Raw genomic sequence first — 23,806 nt, 5'->3', positions numbered from 1 at the left:
CATCACCATCGACGGCAGGACCGATGGCCCGCCCTCCATCGTGCCCGAGGATGTGAACGGCAATGATCCGGCGGACTTCACCACCCTCGGCCAGGTAACCGTATATGAACGGGGCCTGAGCGCTTCCGACAGCAGCCATGTCAGCACGGGCAGCATCACCATCAGCACGCCGAACGGGCTGGGTTCCATCGAGATTGCTGGCGAGCCTGTCAGCCTGTCGGCGTTGCTGGCACTGGACCCGCTCGACCCGGCCACCCATATCGAAATCGATACCCCCGAGGGCAAGCTGACCCTGACCGGGTTCGACGTCACCAGTAGCGTTGGCGGTGGCGCGGTACCGATCCTGGGCGAATTGCAGTTCAGCTATGAACTGGAAAATGTGCAGACCACCCCGGCCGACCCGCTCGACCCGGACGTCGGGCGCAGCAACAGCGAAACGATTGGCCTGAAAGTGATCGACGCCGGCGGCGCCGAGGCGCTTGGCAGCCTGGTCGTCACCATCGTCGATGACGTGCCGGCGATCACCCCCGACGCTTCGGCGCTGGGGAGCCTGACTGTCGATGAAACCACGCTGGGTACGTCGGTGACCGACGCCAACTTCGTGCAGGGTGTCTTCGATGTCAATTATGGCGCCGATGGGGCCGCTGCCATCAATGCGCTGGTCTACGCGCTGAATGTCGCCGAGGGTGGCGCGCCCAGTGGTGTCGTGGATAGCGCTAGCGAGCAGGGTATCTATCTCTATAAGGAAGGTAGCGATATCGTCGGTCGTGTCGGCGCCGCGGGCGTAGCGGATGCAGGTGGTGCGGAGGCCTTCCGTATCGCCATCGATGGCGGCACGGGCTCCGTGACCCTGACCCAGAGCCGTTCCTTGCGGCACCCGGATGCCGATGACCATGATGATCCGGTCAGCCTGGCCTCCACGGCGATTACCCTGACGGCGACAGCCGTGGATGCCGATGGCGATATCTCCCGCAGTGATGCCGTCGACATGGGGGACAAGTTCAGCTTCAAGGATGATGGCCCGAGCATCGCTGGCTCGCCGTTGCCTTCCGCTATAGATGAAGCCAACCTGGCCAACGGCACCGCCCCTGATGCGTCGAAAACGACCAGCGCGGATGTTTCACTGAATGTGCAGTTCGGTTCGGACGGTGCCGGTGATGTGCGCTTCACGGACGCTGCCAGCGACTCGACCACGGGCAGTCTGCAGGGCTTGAACCTGACCTCCGCTGGACAGGCGCTGAGCTATGTCGTCAGCGACAATGGCCATACCCTGACGGCTTACCGTGGCGTCGGCACCTCGGAGCCGGTGTTTAGCGTGGTGATCGTCGATCCAACGAGCAATCCCGCTTATCGCTTCACCCTGAACAGGCCGCTGGATCATGTCGATGGCGCGACCAGCATCGCTGAACTGGATATCCTGTTCGAGCACATCCGTGTCACTGATCGTGATGGCGACCATGTCGATACCGAATTCAAGGTCACGGTCGTCGATGATATTCCTGATAGCTCGGCGCCCAGAAAGATAACCGTGGACGAAGATTCGCTCTCGACGGCGCTGGCCAACACCTTCTTCGCCAACGCCGATGCCACCCAGGGCAATACCAGCATTGGCGATGGCAGCGACGATGCCAATGGCGATCCGACCACCGCGCCGCTATATGGTACGGCGGTGGTCAACCCGGACGGCACCATCACCTACACACCGGACGCCGACTACAGCGGTACGGACCGCTTCACTTACAGTACGGTCGTCAATGGCGAGACCAAGACCTTCACTGTCGAGGTAACGGTCACCCCCGTGGCCGATGCCCCCGACCTGCCCCATGCGTCAGACAATGTGGACGACAGCCCTGCGGCCGTCACGCTAAGTACACCTGAGGACACCGCTATCGCCCTGGGCCTGAAACTGCCGGTGATCACCGACAAGACCCAGACCGCAGGCGCAACGACGGAGGACTACCCGGAACGTCTGGGAGCCATCAATCTGGGCGATCTGCCCGTGGGCGCCAAGCTGTTCAACGGCAATCCCGCTACCACCGGCGTCGAACTGACCCCGGCCGCCGATGGTGGCTTCACCTTCATCATCACCGATGTGGCCGACTACCATATCGATGGCCTGCCTGCCGCCGATGCGGCCCTGGGGATCCATCACCTGACCCAGGCCGAGTACGAAAGCCTGTTCGTGCTGCCGAAAGCGGATGACCACGGCAACTTCGACCTCGCCCTGGAAGTCACCAGCTATGAAGTCGATGGTAACGGTGTGCGGCTGAAAGACGCCGAGGACAATGCGCTGCCCGGCGCCAGCAGCGGCCAGGTCATCACGGTCGATGTGCTTGCGGTGACCGATGATGTGAGCTTGCTCGTTCAACAGGGCAGCGCCCAGCCAGACGTAAGCATTGCGGTGGCCCCCTCGAACAAGTCAGCCACGGTCACGTTCAACGAGGATGCGTCGTTCAACCTGAGCAATATCCTCTCGGCAACTATCCAGGATACCGACGGCAGCGAGGAGCGCCGCCTGATTCTTGACGGCTTGCCGGATGGCACCATCGTGACGGTCGGCGGCACCGTCTATACCCTGGGTGACACCACGACATTGCCGACCATGGATGCCAGCGACACCCTGTATGGCGGGAAGCCCTATATCAGTGTTCCCCAGAGCGGCTTGCCGTCCATCACGATCCAGGCGCCCAAGGACTTCAGTGGTGACATCGAGGATGTCGAAGTGACCCTGTGGGCACTGGACTCCGACAGCGACAGTGCGTCTGCCACGCCGGTGGTCGAAACCGACGCGATCACGCTCGATCTCTATGTCAATCCGTTGGCAGGGGATGTGCAGATCCGCGGGGCGGAGGGCAACGAGGACACGGAGATCGCCTTCCTGGCGAATGTCGGCGTCACGGATAGCAGTGCGGGAAGTGATGGCGAGGTCATCACCGAGCTGTCGTTCAGCGTTCCAGCCGAGTGGACCGTGAACAGCGGCAGCGATAGCTGGAGCAATGCCAGTGGCGAGTGGCGCATGAGCACTCCACCACCTTCGGCAGGCTGGAGCGGCAGTTGGAGCGGCAATGTCTACACCATCACATTCGCCTCAGAGATCAGCCAGGCCGACCGGGAGGATCTACTCGAGCAGTTCGAAGTGATCCCGCCTGCCCATGGCAGCAAGGACATCATCCTGTCTGTCACGGTCAGCAGCCAGGACACCAATACGGTCAATGGTTCGTCCGTCACCAGCCCGCTGGTCCAGACCACCCAGAGCTTGCGGGTGACGGTCAAGCCGGTTGCCGAGACGATTGCCGATGCGGGGCAACCGGTCAGCGATTCCGACGATAACGGCATCGCGGACCTGGCCATGAATGGCGATCACACCTACACCACGCTGGGTGAGGAAGACGAATGGTTCGACCTGAACGTTGACGGTTTCGACTTCAAGGCGCCCTGGAGCAACGAGGACGCCAGTGAAGGGACCTACGCTCGCCTTACACCTTACGACGTGACCGATGGTACATCCGGGACCCTTCTGGAGGGGGCTTACTTCCAATACAGCGATAGCGAGGGTGTCCAGACCGTTCCCTACAACGGTACGCCGGTGGATATTCCCATCGAGTACCTGGATACGGTCGAATTCAAGGGGCCGGGCAACTTCAAGGGCGTGGTCAGTATCAAGGTCGAGGCCGTCACCGTCGATTACGACGAGGACTATCCGAACGATCCTTCCCGGGCCGATAGCCAGGTGTCCGGCGAGGCCTGGCTGACCAGTCTGGTTCTGCAGCCTGTGGCCGACCAGGTGACCCTGAAGGTCGATGCGCGTATCACCGCCTACGAGGATACGGGACGTACGGCGGGAACCGAGCCGATCGCCCTGAACATCAGGCCGACCAGCGATGACCCGAGCGAGACGTTCAACATCACGATTAAAGGCATCCCCGCCGGTGCATCCATCACCTATGACGGCGTTGACTATGACACGGCGTCTGAAACGTTCCCGGGCAATCTGACCGTTGCCGGGGATGGCACCTTCACCCTGGTGCTCGAAGACTTCGACAGCAGCAAGCAGCCGACCCTGGTGCCGCCCAGGGACAGTAATGAAACCATCCAGTTGTCGGTGGAGGCTGTCGCCATCGATACGCTGGACTATATCGACCAGAACGGTGATCCGCAGACCATCGTGTCGTCGCCCTCTGCCCCGCACGCCTTGCCGATCACCATCAGGCTCGTGGGGGTGCCGGACGAGCCCGTGATGGAGGTCGATAACAGCAAGGTCTATGTCGAGAACGACCTCGATACGGATGTATCGAGCCCCAACCAGATCAATCTCAGTGACCTGATCACTAGCCTGGGGTCGGGTGAAACGACTGGGGATGGCTCTGAAACCGTCACCCTGCGTATCAGCGGCCTGGCCGACGGCTTCAGCGTTGAGGGGGCGGGGCCAGTGGTGGGCAACGCTTCGGGTACCGAGCGGGTCTGGGTGGTGACGCCGCAGCAGATCGCAGCCGGTACGGTCTTCATCAAGCTGCCAGCCAACTACAGTGGCACCGTGACCTTCAACGCACAGCCGGTGGTGACGGAAAGCGACAACCCATCGGATACCTTCTTCGATCCGGAGAATATCTCGTTCCAGGTGGTGCCTTCGCCCGAGGCGGGGCTGAACAGTGGCTCGGCCATGATGGAAGACGAGGTCACCCTGGTGAACCTGTCAGCGGACCACCAGAATGGCGATACGGACGAAGTGATCAGTGCCGTCCGTTTCGAGGCGGTTCCCGGGGTGCAGTTCTTCAGCGACGCGGCCGGTACTACGCCGTTGCTGGCGACTGGAGGCTGGTACGAGGTCACCGGGGTGGATGCGGTGAACAACGTCTACGCCAAGGGGCCGGCCAATTTCAGTGGGGATATCACGTTCGATATCCAGTACAAGGTCACCGATAGCGCGGCCGATGGAACCACCGGGCCGGTCGAGAGCGGCTGGCAGACCAGCGGATACACCCTGTCGTTCCAGGCGGTGACGGACCCGGTCGACCTGTCCCTGGTTTCCATCAATGGCGATAGCGGCTCTTCCTCTGTCACCCTGACCCAGGCCGGGAACGTCAATGTCGCCCTGAATATCGCCAAGCTGGCGGATGCCAGTGCGGGCGGTGCTTCCGATTACGATAGCAGCGAGCGCCTGACTCATATCCTGATCCAGGGGGTGCCGGATGGCGTGGCGGTGGAGGGTGCAGAGTTCACCGGTGCCGGCCAGTGGCTGATCCTGCTCGATACCTCCCTGGCGGAGAATCAGTTCAATGCAGCCATCGCCAAGAATATCCTGTTCCAGGTCAATGGCTCGGCGGGCAGTATCGACAATGTGCCGATCACCATCACGACGTTCACCCAGGACAGCGCCGCCAGCGAGGCCAGGCAGGACGAGATCACCTGGAACCTGACGGCCACGTTCGGGCCGGGTGAGGGTGAGGGTAAGCTGCCGACGGTATCGCTCAGCGAAATCGATGCGCCGCAGACCGAGGATCAGCCGTTCGCCCTGTCGCAGGTCGTGGCGGGCTCGTTCGATACGTCGGGCTCCAACATGGCCTCCTACTCCATGACCATCACCCTGCGTACCGCGCCGACCGATGAAACGAGCTTCAGTGCCCCGGGCATGAACCGTACCGAGGTGGTCGAGAACGGCCAGCCCGTGGTGCTCTGGACCAAGACCATCGCCGGCGTGAGCGATGCGACGGCGGCAGCCGCGCTGCAGGACGCGCTGGACCAGATCAGCGTGCATGCCCCGGAGCACGCCAATGGCAACCATGGCGATAGCCTGGGCCTCGATGTGACGGTGACCCTGCACAACACCGGGGTACGCAGCGAGGGGCATGTCGAGCCGGAGATCGAACTGACGCCGGTGACCGACCTGGCAACGCTTGGCATCAGCGCGCCGGCGGCCGGTGAAGGCGAGCCGCTCGCTATCACCCTCAACGTGAGCAACCCGGCGGATCAGAACGCCTGGCAGATCGTCGACGGCAGGTTGTACCTGCAGCTCGAGGGTAGCGGCATTCCGGGCATGCTGATGCAGGACGGCCAGGCGCTGGCCAGCACCGGGGTGAGCGGTGTGCCGGGGCTGGTGGACGGTCAGTACTATGTGATCGACGGCGTGCAGCCCGGGACGGATGTGGCCCTGAGCTATGTGCCCGACAATCCCTATGACAAGGGTTCGGTCACCCTCAACGCCTGGGTGCGGAACCAGGAGAACGGCAGTGTCGTGGTGCTGTCCGGCAGCCAGGCGACCCTGACGGTCAACCCGACCAATACCGCCCCGGATGTCACGATCGATGCGTCGGGAAGCGAGCACGACGGCGTCGCCAGGTCGCTTACCGAGCTCAACCTGACTGGCAGCGTACTGCCGGACGCCGGGGAGGTGCTGCAATCCGCCTTCATCGAAGGGCTTCCCAAGGACTTCACCGTCTACTACGGCGCGGATCAGAGCAGTGCGGTACTGGCCAATAACGCGGGTGGCTCTGGCAGCACCAATACCTGGTCCATCCCCGTGACGGGGAACAGCCTGCCGGCCTATATCGCGATCCTGCCACCCGCGCACTGGAGCGGTACCCTCGATGACCTGACGCTCTATGTCGTGAGCGGCGAGGCTGGCCAGGTGCCCAGCACATGGCCGATCGACTTCGCACTGTCCATCACGCCGCAGGCCGATGGCCTTGCGCTGGAGCCGACCCTCAGCTTCGGCAGTGCTGGCGATATCATCACGCTGAACCTGAACGCGGCGATGAAGGACCAGGTCGCGGCCAATGCCAGCGACGAGCACAGCGAGCGCGCCACCCTGCAACTGACCGGCTTCCCGGATGGCGAAAAGGTGGTCTTCTATGCCAATGGTGTAGAGATTGCTGCCGATCGCCTCGAGTTCGCTGGCGGAACCTATACCATCACCGGTCTGACCCAGGATGAGCTGGATAACTTTGGCTTCCTCCATTCGCAGACCGGTGCCCCGCAGGCGGTCAGCATCACGGCGTGGACCAACGAGGTGGATGGCACGGGGCAGGTCGTCGGGGCTGACAGCGCAACGACCTCCGGCAGCGTTTCCATCAACGTCTCGGCCAAGCTCCCGACCACGGGGGCCGACACGCTACTGTGGACGGGGGCGGCAATCGACGGCCGTGCCGGCGATGACACCATCCAACTGCGCTTTGGCGATCAGGTGACGGGAGACGACCTGGCGAGCAAACTGGATAATATCGAGGTCATCGATATGCTCGGCAGAGGCGCCAGCCGTATCGACAGCTTGAGTGTCGAGGATGTCTTCAGCATCACCGATGGGCGTAATGCCTTGAAGATCCTCGGGGATAGCGAGGACATCATCAGCCTGGATGGCTGGGGTGAGGGCGTCCGTGGCGCTGAAACGACCCTCTATACGGCCACGTACGGCAGCGAGCAGATCAAGCTGGAGGTCTCCAACGCGATCATCGATTGAGCCACGCGCCAGGGAAGGCGCACTGTCGCGATAATCACGGCCACCTTCGGGTGGCCGTTTTCGTATGCGCGGGGCATGCACGCCCTGTATCCAGATGCGGACAAGGCAATTGCGGGATCCTTGACATCTGCTTCGGGTCGAACGCTACGGTGACCTTTTACGGCTACTGTATGCACACCTCTTCGCCCCTCGGGATCCGCGTTCCTGTGCGCTACTGGCCTGCATGATCAATGACTGGGAATAAGTAAGCCTGTTGTAATTTCATTTCGGGCTTTCATGCCTGCGCTGGCGATAGCGGCCAACCTCTATCGCCAGGTGCTGCACGCATGTGACCTCGGGGTCATCGCTCCTGTGCGAATGCCAGGTGGCGGGACGGGGCACGCGTGAATACCTCCCTGTAGCTCTTCGCCGCCATCCCTGGCGGCGAAGGCCCCGTCCCGCCACCTGGCACCCGCACAGACACTCCCGGCGGCGCCTGAAGGATAGGCCGTGGCAGCTGGGTTCCCGCCTACACGACTACTGTCCGGCACAATTGATGCCTGACAATAAGCAAGCCTGTTGTAATTCCATCTGGCGCTTTCATACCTGCGCTGTCGATAGCGCCCAACCGCTATCCCTGGCATCCGCACGACCCGCAGTGCTTGTGGAGAAGCAGATACGTGCCCCCTGGGCTCTCATTTGCGCGCACTTTCAAGGTATCAATAGCGCTTTCAGCGTAGGCGGGTAGCTTCATTCCCACTTTTCGGACGATGTGGTGTACACATTTGCCCGCGTCCGACGCTCCCCCCTCGCGGGAGAGGGCCTCAAGCCTCAAGTTCAGAGAATGAATTCGCGTACCAGCTTGCTGCCGAAATAGGCCAGCATCAGCAGGCAGAAACCGGCCAGCGTCCAGCGAATCGCTTTGTACCCGCGCCATCCCAGGCGGTGGCGCCCCCACAGCAGCGTGGCGAAGATGATCCAGGCAATCACCGAGAGTGCGGTCTTGTGCACCAGGTGCTGGGCGAACAGGTCATCGAGGAACAGCCAGCCGGACAGCAACGAAGCCGACAACAGCACCCAGCCGGCCAGCAGGAAGCCGAACAGCAGGCTTTCCATGGTCTGTAGCGGGGGGAAGTTGCGGATCAGCCCGGACGGGTGCTTGTGCTTGAGGTGATGATCCTGGAGCAATAGCAGCAGGGACTGGAACACCGCGATGGTCAGCACGCCATAGGCCAGGATCGACAGCAGGATATGCGCCAGGATGCCGGGGGTCTCGATGACCAGCAGCACATTGCCTGTGGGGGCGAATTCGGCGCACAGCGCTGTCAGGAAACCCAGGGGGAACAGCAACAGCAGCAGGTTTTCCACCGGCATGCGATACAGGCCCAGCAGGATCAGCAGGATCACGGCGGCGGCGATCAGGCTCGACGCGGTGAAGAAGTCCAGTTGCAGGCCGCTGGGAGACAGAAGCTGGGAGAACAGGGCCGTACCGTGGGCGATCAGAGCCAGCGCGCCGATCACGAACAACAGTCGCCTGTCAGGCACTTTGCGTTGTGCCAGTCGCAGGCTTTGATAGCCCGTGGCGCCGGCGTACAGGCAGGCGGCTGCGAGGCTGGGCAACAGAGGATGCATAGGTTCCGGGAAGCCGTTTCCAAAGGTCATGAGTTTGGCACAAACCCTTGAAGGGAAAAAGCATCTCAATGCTTTTAAGCTTGAAGCACGAGGTTTGAAGTTCGAGGCGCTGGTCAGGCAAATGCTTCGCCGGGGTACCGGAGGAGGAGGTAAGGCCACTATAATCCGCGCTTCCCACATCCTGCGTGGAATGGCCCATGTTCGAAAACCTGACCGACCGACTTTCCCAGACGCTTCGCCATGTCACCGGCAAGGCCAAGCTGACCGAGGACAATATCAAGGACACCCTGCGCGAAGTGCGCATGGCGCTGCTCGAGGCCGATGTGGCGTTGGTGGTGGTCAAGGATTTCGTCAACCGCGTCAAGGAACGCGCGGTCGGTACCGAGGTGTCGAAAAGCCTGACGCCCGGCCAGGCGTTCGTGAAGATCGTACGCGCCGAACTGGAAGCCCTGATGGGCGAGGCCAACGAGGACCTGGCGCTGAATGCGGTGCCGCCGGCGGTGGTGCTGATGGCCGGCCTGCAGGGCGCGGGAAAGACCACCACGGTGGGCAAGCTGGCGCGCTTTCTCAAGGAGCGCAAGAAGAAAAGCGTGCTGGTGGTCTCGGCCGACGTTTATCGACCGGCGGCGATCAAGCAGTTGGAAACCCTGGCCGCCGAAGTGGGCGTGACCTTCTTCCCCTCCGATACCAGCCAGAAGCCGATCGATATCGCCCAGGCCGCGATCCGTGAGGCCAGGCTCAAGTTCATCGACGTGGTGCTGCTGGATACGGCGGGCCGCCTGGCCATCGACGAAGAGATGATGGCCGAGATCAGGGCGCTGCATGCCGCGGTCAACCCGGTGGAAACACTGTTCGTGGTCGATGCCATGACCGGCCAGGACGCGGCCAACACGGCCAGGGCCTTCGGCGAGGCGCTACCGCTGACTGGTGTGGTACTGACCAAGGTCGATGGCGATGCCCGCGGCGGTGCGGCGTTGTCGGTGCGACATATCACCGGCAAGCCGATCAAGTTCCTCGGCATGGGCGAGAAGAGCGAAGCGCTGGAGCCATTCCACCCGGACCGTCTCGCCTCGCGCATCCTCGGCATGGGCGATGTGCTCAGCCTGATCGAGCAGGCCGAGCAGACACTGGACAAGGAAAAGGCCGCCAAGCTCACGCAGAAGCTGAAAAAGGGCAAGGGCTTCGACCTCGAGGACTTCCGCGACCAGTTGCAGCAGATGAAGAACATGGGCGGCCTGGGCAGCCTGATGGACAAGCTGCCTTCCATTGGCGGGGTGAACCTGGCGCAGATGGGTAATGCCCAGGGGGCGGCGGAGAAGCAGTTCAAGCAGATGGAGGCGATCATCAACTCCATGACCCCGACCGAGCGGCGCAACCCCGATATCATCAGCGGCTCGCGCAAGCGCCGCATCGCCCTCGGTTCCGGTACCCAGGTGCAGGACATCGGGCGGATGCTCAAGCAGCACAAGCAGATGCAGAAGATGATGAAGAAGGTCACCGGCAAGGGCGGCATGGCCAAGATGATGCGCGGCCTGGGTGGCATGCTGCCGGGTGGCATGCCCAAGTTCTAGGGCGGCCCGGGCGATCGCTGTCGCCCGGGAAAGAGCGCCGGAAGGTTGGCTGGACGAGAAGCGCGGGCGACCGCTGTTTTGCGCCCAGCCTCCAGTGCTTTTGTCGAACCGCCTTGTGTCGTGGTAACGGCATAGTGCGATCGTTCGTTATTCTTGCAACTCGTGGCTGATTTCTCCGGGTATCTGTGCTAAAAAACGCGCCGGGCCTTCGCAGGCCCGACGTTCTCAGGGCGGGGTGCAATTCCCCACCGGCGGTAATGGCTTCTTTGCCTAGCCCGCGAGCGCCTGGTACGGCTCCAGCCATCCAGGGACGAGCAGACCCGGTGTGATTCCGGGGCCGACGGTCATAGTCCGGATGAGAGAGAACGGGATCTTTCGGCGCTTGCCCTGTGGTGGGCGTCCTGTCCCTTTCGATCCGCAACGCCCTGTTTTTCACAAACAGGAGTTCATCACCATGCAAGACTTCAATCGCCTCGTTCCGGAGGCGCCATGTTCACGGGAATAATCGAGGCGGTCGGCACCATTGCTGCGCTGGTACCCAGGGGCGGCGACGTGCGCGTCCATGTGGAGACCGGCAAACTCGACCTGGGCGATGTCAAGCTGGGCGACAGCATCGCGGTCAACGGCGTCTGCCTGACCGCGGTGGAATTGCCGGGCAACGGTTTCTGGGCCGATGTCAGCCGCGAGACGCTGGCGCGTAGCGCCTTCGTCGACCTGCGCAGCGGCAGCCGGGTCAACCTGGAAAAGGCGTTGACGCCGACCACCCGCCTCGGCGGGCATCTGGTCAGTGGGCACGTCGATGGCGTTGGCGAGGTCGTGAGCCGGGAAGACAATGCCCGCGCCGTGCAATTCGTCATTCGCGCCCCGCGCGAGCTGGCCCGCTATATCGCCCTCAAGGGCTCGATCACCGTCGATGGCACCAGCCTGACCGTCAATGCGGTGGATGGCGCCGAGTTCAGCCTGACCATCGTGCCGCATACCCTGGCGGAAACCGTCATGGCCGAGTACCGGCCGGGCCGCCGGGTCAACCTGGAGGTCGACCTGCTGGCGCGCTACATCGAGCGCCTGTTGCTTGGCGACAAGGCGGCCGAGAGCGGTACGCAGGGCATCAGCGAAGCATTCCTGGCCGAACACGGCTATCTGAAGCATTGAGGGGCAGCGCCACCATGGCACTCAACACCATAGAAGAACTGGTCGAAGACATTCGTGCCGGCAAGATGGTCATCCTGATGGATGACGAAGATCGTGAGAACGAGGGCGACCTGATCATCGCCTCGGAATGCGTCACCGCCGAACACATCAATTTCATGGCCAAGCATGCGCGTGGCCTGATCTGCATGCCGATGACCCGCGAACGCTGCGAGCTGCTGAGGCTGCCGCTGATGGCGCCACGCAATGGCTCGGGCTTCGGCACCAAGTTCACCGTTTCCATCGAGGCCGCCGAAGGGGTCAGCACCGGCATTTCCGCCGCCGACCGGGCACGCACGGTGCAGGCCGCGGTGGCGCGCAATGCCGTCGCCGAGGATATCGTCAGCCCTGGCCATGTCTTCCCGTTGATGGCCCAGTCGGGCGGTGTGCTGTCGCGCGCCGGGCATACGGAGGCGGCCTGCGACCTGGCGCGTATGGGTGGCTTCGAGGCCAGTGGCGTGATCTGCGAGATCATGAACGACGATGGCAGCATGGCCCGCCGCCCGGAACTGGAAGTGTTCGCCAGGGAGCACGATATCAAGATCGGCACCATCGCCGACCTGATCCACTACCGGCTGATTCACGAGCGCACGGTGCAGCGGGTCGCCGAGCAACCGCTGGACACCGAACTGGGGCTGTTCAATCTGGTGACCTACCGTGACTCGGTCGAAGGCGAGGTGCACATGGCGTTGACCCTCGGCCAGGTCGAGGCCGACCAGCCGACCCTGGTGCGGGTGCACAACATGGACCCGCTGCGCGACCTGTTCCTGGTACGCCAGGAGGGGCGCTGGAGCCTGCGCGCGGCGATGCAGAAGGTCGCCGAGGCCGGCAGCGGCGTGGTGCTGCTGCTCGGGCATGCCCTGCATACCGGGGACCTGCTGGCCCATGTGCGCGAAGGTGCTCCGGGCCAGCCGGCCAAGGCCAAGGCGGCGACCACGACCTACAGCACGGTCGGTGCCGGTTCGCAGATCCTGCGTGACCTCGGTGTGCGCAAGATGCGCCTGATGAGTGCGCCGATGAGGTTCAACGCGATATCCGGTTTCGACCTCGAAGTTGTAGAATACCTGTCGGCCGAGTGATACACAGGGCGCCGCATACTTCGCGGCGCCTTCGTTCTTTAATACGGATGAGTGACCCATGACCCTGAAGACCATCGAAGGTACCTTCGTCGCCCCCCAAGGCAAATTCGCCCTGGTGATTGGCCGTTTCAACAGTTTCGTCGTCGAGAGCCTCGTCAGCGGCGCCGTCGATGCCCTGGTCCGCCACGGAATCAAGGAAGATGACATCACCCTGGTACGTGTGCCGGGCGCGTTCGAGATTCCCCTGGTCGTGCAGAAGGTCGCCGAGCGCGGCGAGTTCGACGCCATCATCGCCCTGGGCGCGGTGATTCGCGGCGGTACCCCGCATTTCGAGTACGTCGCCGGTGAGTGCACCAAGGGCCTGGCTCAGGTGTCCATGGAATTCGGCGTGCCGGTTTCCTTCGGCGTGCTGACGGTCGACTCCATCGAGCAGGCCATCGAACGTTCCGGCACCAAGGCCGGCAACAAGGGTGCCGAAGCCGCACTCTCCGCACTGGAAATGGTCAGCCTGCTGGCGCAGTTGGAGGCCAAGTGAGCTTCAACGACGACGACAGCCTGGACGAGCTCCCGGCCAAACCCGCCAAGGGCCGTATCGCCCAGCGCCGAGTGGCTCGCCGCCTGGCGATGCAAGCGCTGTACCAGTGGCAGATGGCGGGGCAGAACCTCAACGAGATCGAAGCGCAGTTCCGTGTCGACAACGACTTCGCCGGTGTCGACGGTGCGTATTTCCATGAGTTGCTCACCGGTGTGGCGCGTATCAGCAGCGAACTGGATGCGGCCATCGTGCCGAACCTGGATCGCCCGGTGGACGAGCTGGACCCGGTCGAACTGGCGATCCTGCGACTCTCCACCTACGAGTTGAAGCAGCGTGCCGATGTGCCCTACCGGGTGGTGATCAACGAGGGCATCGAGCTGGCCAAGGTGTTCGGCGCCACCGACGGGCACAAGTTCGTCAATGGCGTGCTGGACAAGCTGGCCCCCAGCCTGCGCAGCGCCGAAGTGCGCAGCCACCGGGGTTGAGGGCATGTCTTGACGGGTGAGTTCGAGCTGATCCGTCGCTATTTCGCCAGCGCCGCCTGTGCCCGTGCCGAGGGTGCGGTGGCGCTCGGCATTGGCGATGATTGCGCGTTGCTGGCGCCGGCAGCCGGCCAGCAACTGGCGGTGTCCACCGATACGCTGGTCGAGGGTGTGCACTTTCCCAAGGCATGCGACGCTTTCCTGCTCGGGCAGCGCTCGCTGGCGGTGGCGGCCAGCGACCTGGCCGCCATGGGCGCGACACCCCTGGCCTTCACCCTGGCACTGAGCCTGCCCGAGGCCGACGATGCCTGGCTGGCGGAACTGGCGCGCGGGTTGGACCGGATGGCCCGGCAGTGCGCCATGCAACTGATCGGCGGCGATACCACGCGCGGTCCGCTGAGCCTGACCCTGACCGTCTTCGGCCAGGTTCCCACAGGCCAGGCGCTGCTGCGCTGCGGCGCGCGTCAGGGCGACCTGCTCTGTGTCGGCGGGGCGCTGGGGGATGCCGCCGGTGCCTTGCCGCTGGTGCTTGGGCAGCGACAAGCTGATCCGCAACTGGCCGAGCCCTTGCTGGCCCGCTACTGGTCGCCGCAGCCCCAGTTCGCCCTGGGGCAAGCCTTGCGTGGCAAGGCGAGCGCGGCACTGGATATATCCGATGGCCTGTTGGCCGATTGCGGGCATATCGCCAGGGCTTCCGCGGTCCGCCTGTGCGTGGAGCAGGCGCGGGTTCCGCTGTCCCTTCCTTTACGCGGCTTTGCCGGCGATAGCGAGGCGTTGCGTTGCGGCTTGTCGGGTGGCGACGACTACCTGCTGGCCTTCACCCTGCCGCCCGCGCACTGGCCGGCGCTACAGGCCGAATGGCCGCAGGTGTGCCGCATCGGCCATGTCGAAGCGGGGGACGGGGTGTGTCTGCTGGATGATGATGGGCGCAGCCTGGAGCCGACGGTTCTGGGGTATCAGCATTTCTGAGATAGAAGCAGTAATAGGCTTGAGGCTTGAGTGGGCGGGGCGATTGCGTGGCGCACTCGAGGATCGGAAAACGGCGCTGGAAGGCTGGGCGGCAAGCCGTCCGTTTTCTGCGTGAGCCGGGGCGTCTGGGTCCTGTCTCCGCTCGCGCCTGCGGGAGGGCTTCACGCTCATCCGCCGGGATTTACTCCTCTGATTTTCATGCATTTTATGCATGAGCTTCATGTTCTTTGCGGGTATTTTTTAAAAATCATTATTTATCAATAACTTATGAAATATATATTTCTTTTGGTTATTTGTTGATCGTTAAAAGTTCCTTTGCGGAATAAAGGGTGCGCCCGATCATTCGCACCTCTCCATCGTGTGCTCCGGCCTTTTCCATCGGCACGGCTCAGGTATGCATGGAGCAGGTTCAATGAGTAATTCGGGAGTTCCCATGGGCAATGTCCTAAAAGCCGATAACCTTGTCGATGCGCTGTGGCGTGATGCACGCAAGCCGGGCGAGTTGCGCGATCTGGGCACTACGGTGCGGCAGGCACTCGGTTTGCAGCGGCATGTGCCGAGCAGCGGCGGGTCGGTACTCAGCCGCCGCGAGGCGATCCTGCTGGGGCTGTTCGCGCTGACGGTGCATGGCGCCGTCATCTACTGGCTGGCCCAGCGTCCGGAAGCGGTACTGCCGGAGGTGCCGCCACAGATTCCACCGATGACCATCGAGTTCACCAGTGCGGCACCGCCGGTGGTGGAGCCGCCGCCTCCAGAGCCGATTCCGGAGCCTGTGGTGGAAGAGCCTCCGCCGCCAGTGGTGGAAGAACTTGCGGTCAAGCCGCCACCACCCAAGCCGGTACCCAAGCCCAAACCCAAGCCGGCGCCGAAACCGGTTCCGCAGCCCGAACCCAAGCCGGTCGAGGCCGCTCCGCCCGCGCCAACACCCGCACCACCCGCGCCTCCGGCCCCGCCCGCTCCGGCCCCGGTCACGCCACCGTCGGCCAGTGCCGGTTACCTGAAGAACCCGGCGCCGGAATACCCGTCGCTGGCGCAGCGCCGGGGTTGGGAAGGCACGGTACTGCTGCGCGTGCACGTGCTTGCCAATGGCCGCCCGAGCGACATCCAGGTGCAGCAGAGCAGTGGCCGCAGCGTCCTGGATGACGCCGCCGTGCGGGCGGTCAAGCGCTGGAGCTTCGTGCCGGCCAAGCGCGGCGATGTCGCCCAGGATGGCTGGGTCACCGTGCCGCTGGATTTCCGACTGAACTGATCATCGACTGAAAAAGAATGGGCTGTGCCCGACGAACTAAACGCCTTGGCTTACGAATAGGAACGCACCATGAATCTGTTAGTGGACTCTCCCTTCCAATCGGTCGAACACGCGGTCATCTGGCTGCTGATCGGCTTTTCCGTGGTCACCTGGGGGCTTGCGCTGATCAAGACCATCCAGTTCAACCGCCTCAAGCGCCAGGACCGCAGGTTCCTGAAAACCTTCTGGTCGGCCACCAGCCTGGATTCGGCGGCCGAGCAGGTGCAGGACAGCGCCGGTGCCGCGGCCCAGGTGGCCCAGGCCGGTTTCGCCGCCATCCAGGTCGGTGAAAGCAGCCAGCAGCCGGACCTGGCCCATACCATCAACCATCAGGATCGCCTGGAGCGCGCCCTGCGCCAGCAGATCCAGCGTGAGCGCCGCTCCCTCGAGTCGGGCCTGGCGGTGGTCGCCTCGATCGGTTCGACTTCGCCTTTCATCGGCCTGTTCGGTACGGTCTGGGGCATCATGGAAGCGCTCAAGGGCATCAGCGCCGCGGGCAATGCCAGCCTGGAAACCGTCGCCGGCCCCATCGGCGCCGCGCTGGTGGCCACCGGTGTCGGTATCGCGGTCGCGGTGCCCGCCGTGCTGGTCTACAACTACTTCCTGCGCCGCCTGAAGCTGACCGCCGCCGATCTCGACGATTTCGCCCATGACTTCTACAGCCTGGCGCAGAAGAGCCACTTCAAGCTGATCCTGCATCCGGGTAGCAAGCGTGCACCCAGCCAAGGCACGGCACAGGCCGTGAAGGAAGCGATCTGATGGCATTTTCCACCCAGGACAGCGATGAGGTTCTCAGCGAGATCAACGTCACGCCGCTGGTCGACGTGATGCTGGTACTGCTGGTGGTGTTCATCGTCACCGCGCCGTTGCTGACCAATGCGATTCCGATCAACCTGCCGAAGACCGAGGCTGTCGCGCCGCCGGACCAGAAGGACCCGCTGGTGGTGAGCATCGATGCCGAAGGCAAGCTGTTCATCGGCAAGGACGAGATCCAGCCCGACCTGCTCGAATCCAACCTGGCCCAGGCCAGGGCGGACGACCCCGAGGTGCGGGTGCAGTTGCAGGCCGATGATGGCGTCAACTACGGCGAAGTGGCACGCGCCATGGCGGCCATCGAACGGGCCGGTATCACCAAGCTGGCGGTCATCACCGCACGCTGAGCCGAGGTTCCCGCCAGGACTGGATGGGCCCAGGGTCGCAAGACCCTGGGCCCATTCGCTTTTGGAGGCATGTCTTGGTGTGTCTGGCTTGAGGATCGTACAGCGTGATCTCGGAATCATCGTCCCTGTGCCCTGTGCGAAGGCCCTGTCCCGCCAGTGGCCTACGATGAAGCGCACACTCGATTGCCAATCCAGTCGCACTGTCTCGCTCTCTGAAGCAGGGCGTATGCCTGCCCTGGAGCGCAAGTGAGCGTTCATGCGATTGCCCCGTTTCGCCGCCGCACAACCGGCGCCCCCCCGGTGTTTTTTGCGAGTCGCTGGCGCTGGGGGTAGACTGCCGGCCTTTTCCCATTCGAGTCAGCCCCAGCCATGGCACTGCAAGCCACTCCCTATAAAGTCGAACTGAACCTGACCGATATCGATCGCAATGTTTATGAAAGCCTGCGTTTCACGGTGGCCCGGCACCCTTCGGAAACCGAGGAGCGCATGGTGGCCCGCCTGATCGCCTATGCGCTGTTCTATCACGAGCAACTGGCGTTCGGCCGTGGCCTGTCGGATGTCGACGAGCCGGCATTATGGGAAAAGAGCCTGGATGGCCGCGTGCTGCACTGGATCGAAGTCGGGCAACCGGACGCCGAGCGTATGACCTGGTGCTCGCGGCGCACCGAGAAGTTCAGCCTGGTCGCCTATGGCAACCTGCGCGTCTGGCAGGGCAGGGTGCTCGACACGGTGCGCAACCTGGGCAACCTGAACGTGGTGGGTATCGAGCAGGAGGCGCTGAGCAGCCTGGCCCGCGACCTGCCACGCTCCTTGAGCTGGAGCGTGATGATCAGCGATGGCGAACTGTTCGTCACCGATGAGCGAGGGCAGCATGAGATCCCCCTGAGCTGGCTGGCCGGGAGCCGTTGAAACGCCCATGCGCATCGAAGCCCGCCCTTTGCCGCAACACCTGCCTGACCTTGGCGACCTGCCGCCGCTGTTGACCCGCCTTTATGCCGCGCGCGGCGTGAGCCAGGCCGAGGAGCTGGACAAGAGCCTGGCGCGCCTGCTGCCGCCCGCCCTGCTCAAGGGCTGCGAGCAAGCCGTCGAGCTGCTGCTGGAGGCGCTGGAGCGGCGCCAGCGCATCCTGATCGTCGGCGACTTCGATGCCGATGGCGCCACCGCCAGTACGGTCGGCGTGCTCGGCCTGCGCCTGATGGGTGCGGCGCACGTCGACTACCTGGTGCCCAACCGCTTCGAATATGGCTATGGCCTGACCCCGGAGATCGTCGCCGTGGCGCTGCAGCGCCATCCGGACCTGCTGGTGACCGTGGATAACGGCATTTCCAGCGTCGAGGGCGTGGCGGTCGCGCGGGCGGCGGGCCTCAAGGTGTTGGTGACCGATCACCACCTGCCCGGGCCGCAGTTGCCCGAGGCGGATGCCATCGTCAATCCGAACCAGCCGGGTTGCGTGTTTCCCAGCAAATGCATCGCCGGGGTCGGGGTGATCTTCTATGTGCTGCTGGCCCTGCGCGCGCGCCTGCGCGAGTGCGGCTGGTTCGCCCGCAATGGCTGGAGCGTGCCGAACCTTGGCGAGTTGCTCGATCTGGTGGCGCTGGGCAGCGTGGCCGACGTGGTGCCACTGGATGCGAACAACCGAATCCTCGTCCAGCAGGGGCTGGCGCGTATCCGCGCCGGCCATGCGCGACCGGGGTTGAAGGCGATTCTCGAAGTGGCCGGGCGCGATCACCGGCGCATCACTTCCACCGACCTTGGCTTCATCATCGGCCCCCGGCTGAACGCGGCCGGGCGTCTGGACGACATGGCGCTCGGTATCGAATGCCTGTTGTGCGATGACGAAGCGCTGGCACGGGACATGGCGGTGCAACTGGACCAGCTCAACCAGGACCGCAAGGCGATCGAGCAGGGCATGCAGCGCGAAGCGCTGGCCCAGCTCAAGGACCTGCCGGAGGCGGACCTGCCGTTCGGCCTGTGCCTGTTCGAGGCCGACTGGCACCAGGGCGTGATCGGCATCCTGGCCTCGCGCCTGAAGGAGCGCTACCACCGACCTACCATCGCCTTCGCCGATGCTGGCGAGGGCATGTTGAAGGGCTCGGCGCGCTCGATTCCAGGCTTTCATATCCGTGATGCGCTGGATGCGGTGGCGGCGGGCCAGCCGGGGTTGATCAGCAAGTTCGGCGGGCACGCCATGGCCGCCGGACTGTCATTGCCGCGGGCGCATTTCGAAACCTTCGCCAGGGCCTTCGATGCCGAGGTGCGGCGCCAGTTGAGCGAGGACGACCTGGCTGGCCGCCTGCTCACCGATGGCCCGCTCGGTATCGAGGAGTTCCACCTGGAGCTGGCGCGTACCCTGCGCCTGGCCGGCCCCTGGGGGCAGCACTTCCCCGAGCCGTGCTTCCATGGGGTGTTCCAGTTGCAACAGCAGCGCCTGGTCGGCGAGAAGCACCTGAAGATGGTGCTGCGCAGCGAATGCGGCACGCTGTCCATCGACGCCATCGCCTTCAATATCGACCGCCAGCAGTGGCCGAACGACTCGGCGCACCGGGTCGAGCTGGTCTACCGACTGGATGTCAACGAATACCGTGGCCGTGAAAGCCTGCAATTGCTGGTGAGCCATATCGCCGCGCGTTGAGGGCCAGTTACAGGCACGGGTAAGGCAGAAAGAGCCGAAAAGAGCGTTGGGCAGTGGCAGGCCGCAGGCAAAGCGGGATACCGCCGTGCCTTGCGTCCAGCCCCCGTCGCCTTTATCGGGGCCACCTGCGCCTGGTTGCGCCGGGGGCCGTTATCGGTAAGGAGCCGGGAGCTTCGCCGGTGCCGCGCGCCGCTTTCAGATGGTGCGGGTTCTCAGTGATTCGGCAATGAACTCGGCCTGGCGGATCGCCAGGCCGACGATGGTCAGGGTCGGGTTTTCCGCGGCGCTGGTGGTGAACTGGCTGCCATCGGAAATGAACAGGTTGGGCAATTCATGGCTTTGCCCGTACTTGTTGACCACGCCATCGGCCTCCCTGGCGCTCATGCGACAGGTGCCGAGGTTATGGGTCGAGGGATAGGGTGGGAGGCGGTGGGTATTCTTCGCGCCGACGGCACGATACAGCGCCTCACCCTGGCGGAAGGCGTGCTCGCGCATCGCCACATCGTTGGGGTGGTCATCGTAGTGCACGTTGGCCACCGGCATGCCGAAGGCGTCCCTGATATTTTCATTGAGGGTAATGCGGTTGCTGTCGCGCGGCATGTCCTCGCCGACCAGCCACATACCGGCCAGGTGCGTGTAGCTGTCCATCACCCGGCTGAAGTCGCGGCCCCAGGCACCCGGGTTGAAGAAGGCCGCCATGAACGGCAGGCCGAGGGAGATGGTTTCCATCTCGTAGCCGCCGACGAAGCCGCGCGATGGGTCGTTGCGGCTCTCGTCGCTGATGATGCCGGCCATGATGGTGCCGCGGTAGAAGTGCACCGGATCGTCGAATTCCGCGAATACCGAGCCGGTGGTGTGGCGCATGTAGTACTTGCCGACCATCCCGGAGCCATTACCGAGGCCGTGGGGGAATAATGCCGACGCCGAGTTGAGGAGGAGGCGTGGCGTTTCTATGGCATTGCCGGCGATAGCCACCACCCGGGCTTTCTGGCACTGCAGGTGGCCTTTGGCATCGGCGTAGACCACCCCACTGGCGTGGCCCCTGGCATCATGCTCGATGCGCAGCACATGGGCTTCGGCACGCAATTCCAGGTGCCCGGTGGCTTCGGCGGCGGGAATCTCGTTGCAGAGCGTCGACCATTTCGCGCCTATCTTGCCGTCCTGGCAACCGGCGTCCAGTTGCTGGTGTGGCGGGCTGTCGTCGTGTGACTTGCTGTCGATCGCCATGGGCCCGGTGGAACAGTACCTGTAGCCGAGCTTCCGCGCGCCGGCGTGCATCACCTTGAAGTTGTTGTTGCCGGGCAGGCCGGTCCGCCTGCCGGTGCGGGTCACGCTCATCTTGTCTTCGGCGCGCGCATAGTAGGGTTCCAGCTCGGCGAGGGTCAGTGGCCAGTCCAGCAGGTGGGTATCCGGCAACTCGCCATAGGTTTCGCGGGCATGGAATTCATGTTCCTGGATGCGCAGGCTGGCGCCGGCCCAGTGGGTGGTGGTGCCGCCGACAGCCTTGCAGATCCATGCCGGAAGGTTGGGGAAGTCCCTGGCGATGCGCCAGGTGCCTGTGCTGGTGCGGATGTCGTTCCAGGACAACTGATTGAAGGAGGGCCATTCGTCGTTGATGAAGGTGGCCTGGCTTTGCCTCGCGCCGGCTTCCAGCAATACCACCGGGATGCCTTTCTGGCACAGCTCGTTGGCCAGGGTACCGCCGCCGGCGCCGGAACCGACGATCACTACCACCGAATCGTCGTCATGCTTGTAGGTCGTCATATGCGTATCCTCAGGCGGAATAGGAGCCCTGCTGTCGATTCACTTCACTCCTTAGAGCGTAGACGGCATCTGCGGCTAACGCACTCCGGTGCGGCCTCGAAGGGACGAGCGAAGCGAGCCATGCTCACCTACCGCTCGTGAACGCCGCTTTCGACTCACTGCGTTCGCCCTGGGCCAGCCTTCGGCCGTTACTCCGCTTTGCTCTGGCTGCCTCAGGCGGGTTTTTCAGCGGCCTGATAGGCCCGCATAAACAGCGCCACGACGTCCGCGACATGGCTTTCCGCCTGCGGGGCATCCAGCGCCGGGGCATAGCCGATCAGTTGGTAGAAATGGGCGATGCCCTTGATCAGTACGCAGAAGTGTTCGGCGGCGCGCTGTGGCTGCTCGATTTCCAGCAACCTGAAGTGGCTGAGTTGCCCGAACAGTCGTTGCAGGTCGTCCAGCAGGCGTTGCGGGCCGGCTTCGATGAACAACCGGGGCAGTTGCGAGTTCGCCGTGGACATGGACGCCATCACCCGGTGCAGGCCGATGGATTCCGGACTGCTGACCAGTTGATGCAGGGCCAGACCGATTTCCTGAAGCCGCTGTCGAACCAGGACCAGCGCGGCGCTGGCGGCTGTTGCGGCCAGGCTGTCGTCGAGCTGGAACAGGCTGGAGGGCAGGCTGGCGTTGCAGATGCTCTGCACGGCGGCATTGAACAGGCTTTCCTTGTCCTTGAAGTGACTGTACAGCGTCAGCTTGGAGACGCCGGCCTCGCTGGCGATGGCCTCCATGCTGCTGCCCTCGTAGCCGTTGCCGAGGAACAACGCCTGGGCCGCCTGCAGTATCGCCTGCCGTTTGGCCGGGTCCTTGGGGCGGCCTGGGCCGCTGGGTCTTTCAGGTAGGATCATTTTTAATACTGGACTGGTCGGTTCGCTATTTCTAATATGCTCGGCAGTATACGACCCTCAGCGACAGAGAGAGCGCCATCGTGTTCCGAAATACCTTGCGTTTTGCCGGTATCAGCCTATTCGCCCTGTCGGGGTTGCTGGCCTGTGGCGGGGAGCCACCCCGGCAGAGTGGCGCCAAGCCGGTGATGGTGGTGCAGCCGTCGGCTTCCAGCGAAGCGCAGGAGCGCTATCCGGGCGAGGTGCATGCGCGCTATGAACCGGAGCTGGCGTTTCGCATCGGCGGCAAGGTGGTCGAGCGCCTGGTCGAGTCGGGCGATCGCGTCAGCAAGGAGCAGCCCCTGGCCCGCCTGGACCCGCAGGACGTGCGCCTGCAGCTCGACGCTGTGCGTGCCCAGGTGGCCGCCGCCGAGGCCAACCAGCGGGTGGCGCGTGCCGAGTACGAACGCTACCGCACCCTGCTGGGTCGGCAGTTGGTCAGCAAATCCCAGTACGACAGCGCCGAGAACGCCTACCAGGCCGCAGCGGCGCAGTTGCGGCAGCTCTCTGCCGAGCTGGAGGTGGCCAGCAATCAGGTCGATTATGCGGTGCTGCGCGCCACTCGCGATGGGGTGATTGCCGAGCGCAGGGTCGAGGTCGGGCAAGTGCTGGCAGCCGGGCAGACGGCTTTCGTGCTGGCCGCCGATGGTGAGCGTGAGGTGGCGATCAACCTGCCGGAGCAGGCCTTGCAGCGTTATCGCGTTGGCCGGCCGGTGACGGTCGAATTGTGGTCGCAGCCGGGTGCGCGCTTTGCCGGGAGTATCCGCGAGCTGTCGCCGGTCGCCGATGCGCAGACGCGTACCTATTCGGCGCGGGTCGCCTTCGAGGCTCCCGAGGTTGCTGTCGAACTGGGGCAGAGCGCGCTGGTGACGATCGACAACCAGGCGCAGGCGCAACTGACGGTTCCCTTGTCGGCCCTGAGTGCCGAGCGGGGACGCGCCTACGTCTGGCGGGTGCAGGCCGACAGTACGCTGGAGCGGGTCGAGGTCAGCACCGGGCGCTATGGCGAAAGCGTGGTGCCGGTGCTCGATGGCCTGGGCGAACGGGACTGGGTGGTGCTGGCGGGCGTGCAACTGCTGCACGAAGGGCAGGCGGTGCGCCCGATCAGCCGCGACAATCGCCCCGTCAGCCTTGTCCAGGAGTGAGCC

Annotated in this window: 16 protein-coding genes and 1 riboswitch; of the genes, 13 read left to right on the top strand and 3 right to left on the bottom strand. The window is 63.9% G+C overall.

Annotated features, from left to right (window positions below; genetic code table 11):
• Positions 1-52 precede the first annotated feature (52 nt).
• Positions 53-7,453 (top strand): DUF5801 repeats-in-toxin domain-containing protein, encoded by a 7,401-nt coding sequence (locus DNJ95_RS09865; protein WP_220445716.1) that lies wholly within the window; start codon positions 53-55, stop codon positions 7,451-7,453.
• Positions 7,454-8,269: 816 nt separating this feature from the next.
• Here the strand turns inward: DNJ95_RS09865 and DNJ95_RS09860 are convergent.
• Positions 8,270-9,064: a cytochrome C assembly family protein gene (locus tag DNJ95_RS09860; RefSeq protein WP_131184555.1), complete on the bottom strand. Its 795-nt coding sequence runs from the start codon at positions 9,062-9,064 to the stop codon at positions 8,270-8,272.
• 197 nt (positions 9,065-9,261) lie between these two features.
• Between DNJ95_RS09860 and ffh the strand changes: the two genes are divergently transcribed.
• The 11 genes from ffh to recJ all read left to right on the top strand — a co-directional run bounded on the left by ffh (position 9,262) and on the right by recJ (position 19,968).
• Positions 9,262-10,635 carry a signal recognition particle protein gene (ffh, locus tag DNJ95_RS09855; RefSeq protein ID WP_131184554.1) on the top strand — a complete coding sequence of 458 codons (1,374 nt, stop codon included), beginning with the start codon at positions 9,262-9,264 and terminating at the stop codon, positions 10,633-10,635.
• A 217-nt stretch (positions 10,636-10,852) separates the two neighbouring features.
• Positions 10,853-11,006, top strand: a riboswitch (FMN riboswitch).
• Positions 11,007-11,124: 118 nt separating this feature from the next.
• Positions 11,125-11,787 (top strand): riboflavin synthase, encoded by a 663-nt coding sequence (locus DNJ95_RS09850; protein ID WP_131184553.1) that lies wholly within the window; start codon positions 11,125-11,127, stop codon positions 11,785-11,787.
• 14 nt (positions 11,788-11,801) lie between these two features.
• A complete protein-coding gene (gene ribBA, locus DNJ95_RS09845) occupies positions 11,802-12,902 on the top strand; it encodes a bifunctional 3,4-dihydroxy-2-butanone-4-phosphate synthase/GTP cyclohydrolase II (RefSeq protein WP_131184552.1) in 1,101 nt (366 codons plus the stop codon).
• Positions 12,903-12,960: 58 nt separating this feature from the next.
• Positions 12,961-13,437, top strand: coding sequence for a 6,7-dimethyl-8-ribityllumazine synthase (ribH, locus tag DNJ95_RS09840; RefSeq protein ID WP_131184551.1), 477 nt, complete (start codon positions 12,961-12,963; stop codon positions 13,435-13,437).
• Positions 13,434-13,922 carry a transcription antitermination factor NusB gene (nusB, locus tag DNJ95_RS09835; RefSeq protein WP_131184550.1) on the top strand — a complete coding sequence of 163 codons (489 nt, stop codon included), beginning with the start codon at positions 13,434-13,436 and terminating at the stop codon, positions 13,920-13,922. Before ribH ends, nusB begins: the two co-directional genes overlap by 4 nt.
• 9 nt (positions 13,923-13,931) lie before the next feature.
• Positions 13,932-14,888, top strand: a complete 957-nt coding sequence (thiL, locus tag DNJ95_RS09830; protein ID WP_131184549.1) for a thiamine-phosphate kinase — start codon at positions 13,932-13,934, stop codon at positions 14,886-14,888.
• 433 nt (positions 14,889-15,321) lie between these two features.
• A complete protein-coding gene (locus DNJ95_RS09825) occupies positions 15,322-16,137 on the top strand; it encodes an energy transducer TonB (protein ID WP_131184548.1) in 816 nt (271 codons plus the stop codon).
• A gap of 69 nt (positions 16,138-16,206) precedes the next feature.
• Entirely contained in the window at positions 16,207-16,935 is a 729-nt protein-coding gene (locus DNJ95_RS09820) for a MotA/TolQ/ExbB proton channel family protein (protein ID WP_131184547.1), read from the top strand.
• Positions 16,935-17,336, top strand: a complete 402-nt coding sequence (locus DNJ95_RS09815; protein WP_131184546.1) for an ExbD/TolR family protein — start codon at positions 16,935-16,937, stop codon at positions 17,334-17,336. Before DNJ95_RS09820 ends, DNJ95_RS09815 begins: the two co-directional genes overlap by 1 nt.
• 369 nt (positions 17,337-17,705) lie before the next feature.
• A complete protein-coding gene (locus DNJ95_RS09810) occupies positions 17,706-18,245 on the top strand; it encodes a YaeQ family protein (RefSeq protein WP_131184545.1) in 540 nt (179 codons plus the stop codon).
• A 7-nt stretch (positions 18,246-18,252) separates the two neighbouring features.
• Entirely contained in the window at positions 18,253-19,968 is a 1,716-nt protein-coding gene (gene recJ, locus DNJ95_RS09805) for a single-stranded-DNA-specific exonuclease RecJ (RefSeq protein ID WP_131184544.1), read from the top strand.
• A gap of 195 nt (positions 19,969-20,163) precedes the next feature.
• Here the strand turns inward: recJ and DNJ95_RS09800 are convergent, their stop codons facing one another.
• Together DNJ95_RS09800 and DNJ95_RS09795 are read right to left on the bottom strand one after the other, a co-directional pair.
• A complete protein-coding gene (locus tag DNJ95_RS09800; protein WP_131184543.1) occupies positions 20,164-21,732 on the bottom strand; it encodes a GMC family oxidoreductase in 1,569 nt (522 codons plus the stop codon).
• 212 nt (positions 21,733-21,944) lie between these two features.
• A complete protein-coding gene (locus DNJ95_RS09795; protein WP_131184542.1) occupies positions 21,945-22,622 on the bottom strand; it encodes a TetR/AcrR family transcriptional regulator in 678 nt (225 codons plus the stop codon).
• Positions 22,623-22,702: 80 nt separating this feature from the next.
• On the opposite strand from DNJ95_RS09795, the gene DNJ95_RS09790 reads away from it, so the two are divergent.
• A complete protein-coding gene (locus tag DNJ95_RS09790; protein WP_131184541.1) occupies positions 22,703-23,803 on the top strand; it encodes an efflux RND transporter periplasmic adaptor subunit in 1,101 nt (366 codons plus the stop codon).
• The last annotated feature ends 3 nt before the right edge of the window (positions 23,804-23,806 follow it).

This window comes from Stutzerimonas kirkiae (genome assembly GCF_004327335.1).
GTDB lineage: Bacteria > Pseudomonadota > Gammaproteobacteria > Pseudomonadales > Pseudomonadaceae > Stutzerimonas > Stutzerimonas kirkiae.
Note: the sequence above shows the minus strand (reverse complement) of the source record. Positions and strands in the feature narration are given on the sequence as shown.

Excerpts from the sequence above, each read along its gene's own strand:
- DNJ95_RS09860 (WP_131184555.1), bottom strand. The coding sequence starts at position 9,064 with ATGCATCCTCTGTTGCCCAGCCTCGCAGCCGCCTGCCTGTACGCCGGC.
- ffh (WP_131184554.1), top strand. The coding sequence starts at position 9,262 with ATGTTCGAAAACCTGACCGACCGACTTTCCCAGACGCTTCGCCATGTC.
- DNJ95_RS09850 (WP_131184553.1), top strand. The coding sequence starts at position 11,125 with ATGTTCACGGGAATAATCGAGGCGGTCGGCACCATTGCTGCGCTGGTA.
- ribBA (WP_131184552.1), top strand. The coding sequence starts at position 11,802 with ATGGCACTCAACACCATAGAAGAACTGGTCGAAGACATTCGTGCCGGC.
- ribH (WP_131184551.1), top strand. The coding sequence starts at position 12,961 with ATGACCCTGAAGACCATCGAAGGTACCTTCGTCGCCCCCCAAGGCAAA.
- DNJ95_RS09825 (WP_131184548.1), top strand. The coding sequence starts at position 15,322 with ATGGGCAATGTCCTAAAAGCCGATAACCTTGTCGATGCGCTGTGGCGT.
- DNJ95_RS09820 (WP_131184547.1), top strand. The coding sequence starts at position 16,207 with ATGAATCTGTTAGTGGACTCTCCCTTCCAATCGGTCGAACACGCGGTC.
- DNJ95_RS09815 (WP_131184546.1), top strand. The coding sequence starts at position 16,935 with ATGGCATTTTCCACCCAGGACAGCGATGAGGTTCTCAGCGAGATCAAC.
- DNJ95_RS09810 (WP_131184545.1), top strand. The coding sequence starts at position 17,706 with ATGGCACTGCAAGCCACTCCCTATAAAGTCGAACTGAACCTGACCGAT.
- recJ (WP_131184544.1), top strand. The coding sequence starts at position 18,253 with ATGCGCATCGAAGCCCGCCCTTTGCCGCAACACCTGCCTGACCTTGGC.
- DNJ95_RS09800 (WP_131184543.1), bottom strand. The coding sequence starts at position 21,732 with ATGACGACCTACAAGCATGACGACGATTCGGTGGTAGTGATCGTCGGT.
- DNJ95_RS09795 (WP_131184542.1), bottom strand. The coding sequence starts at position 22,622 with ATGATCCTACCTGAAAGACCCAGCGGCCCAGGCCGCCCCAAGGACCCG.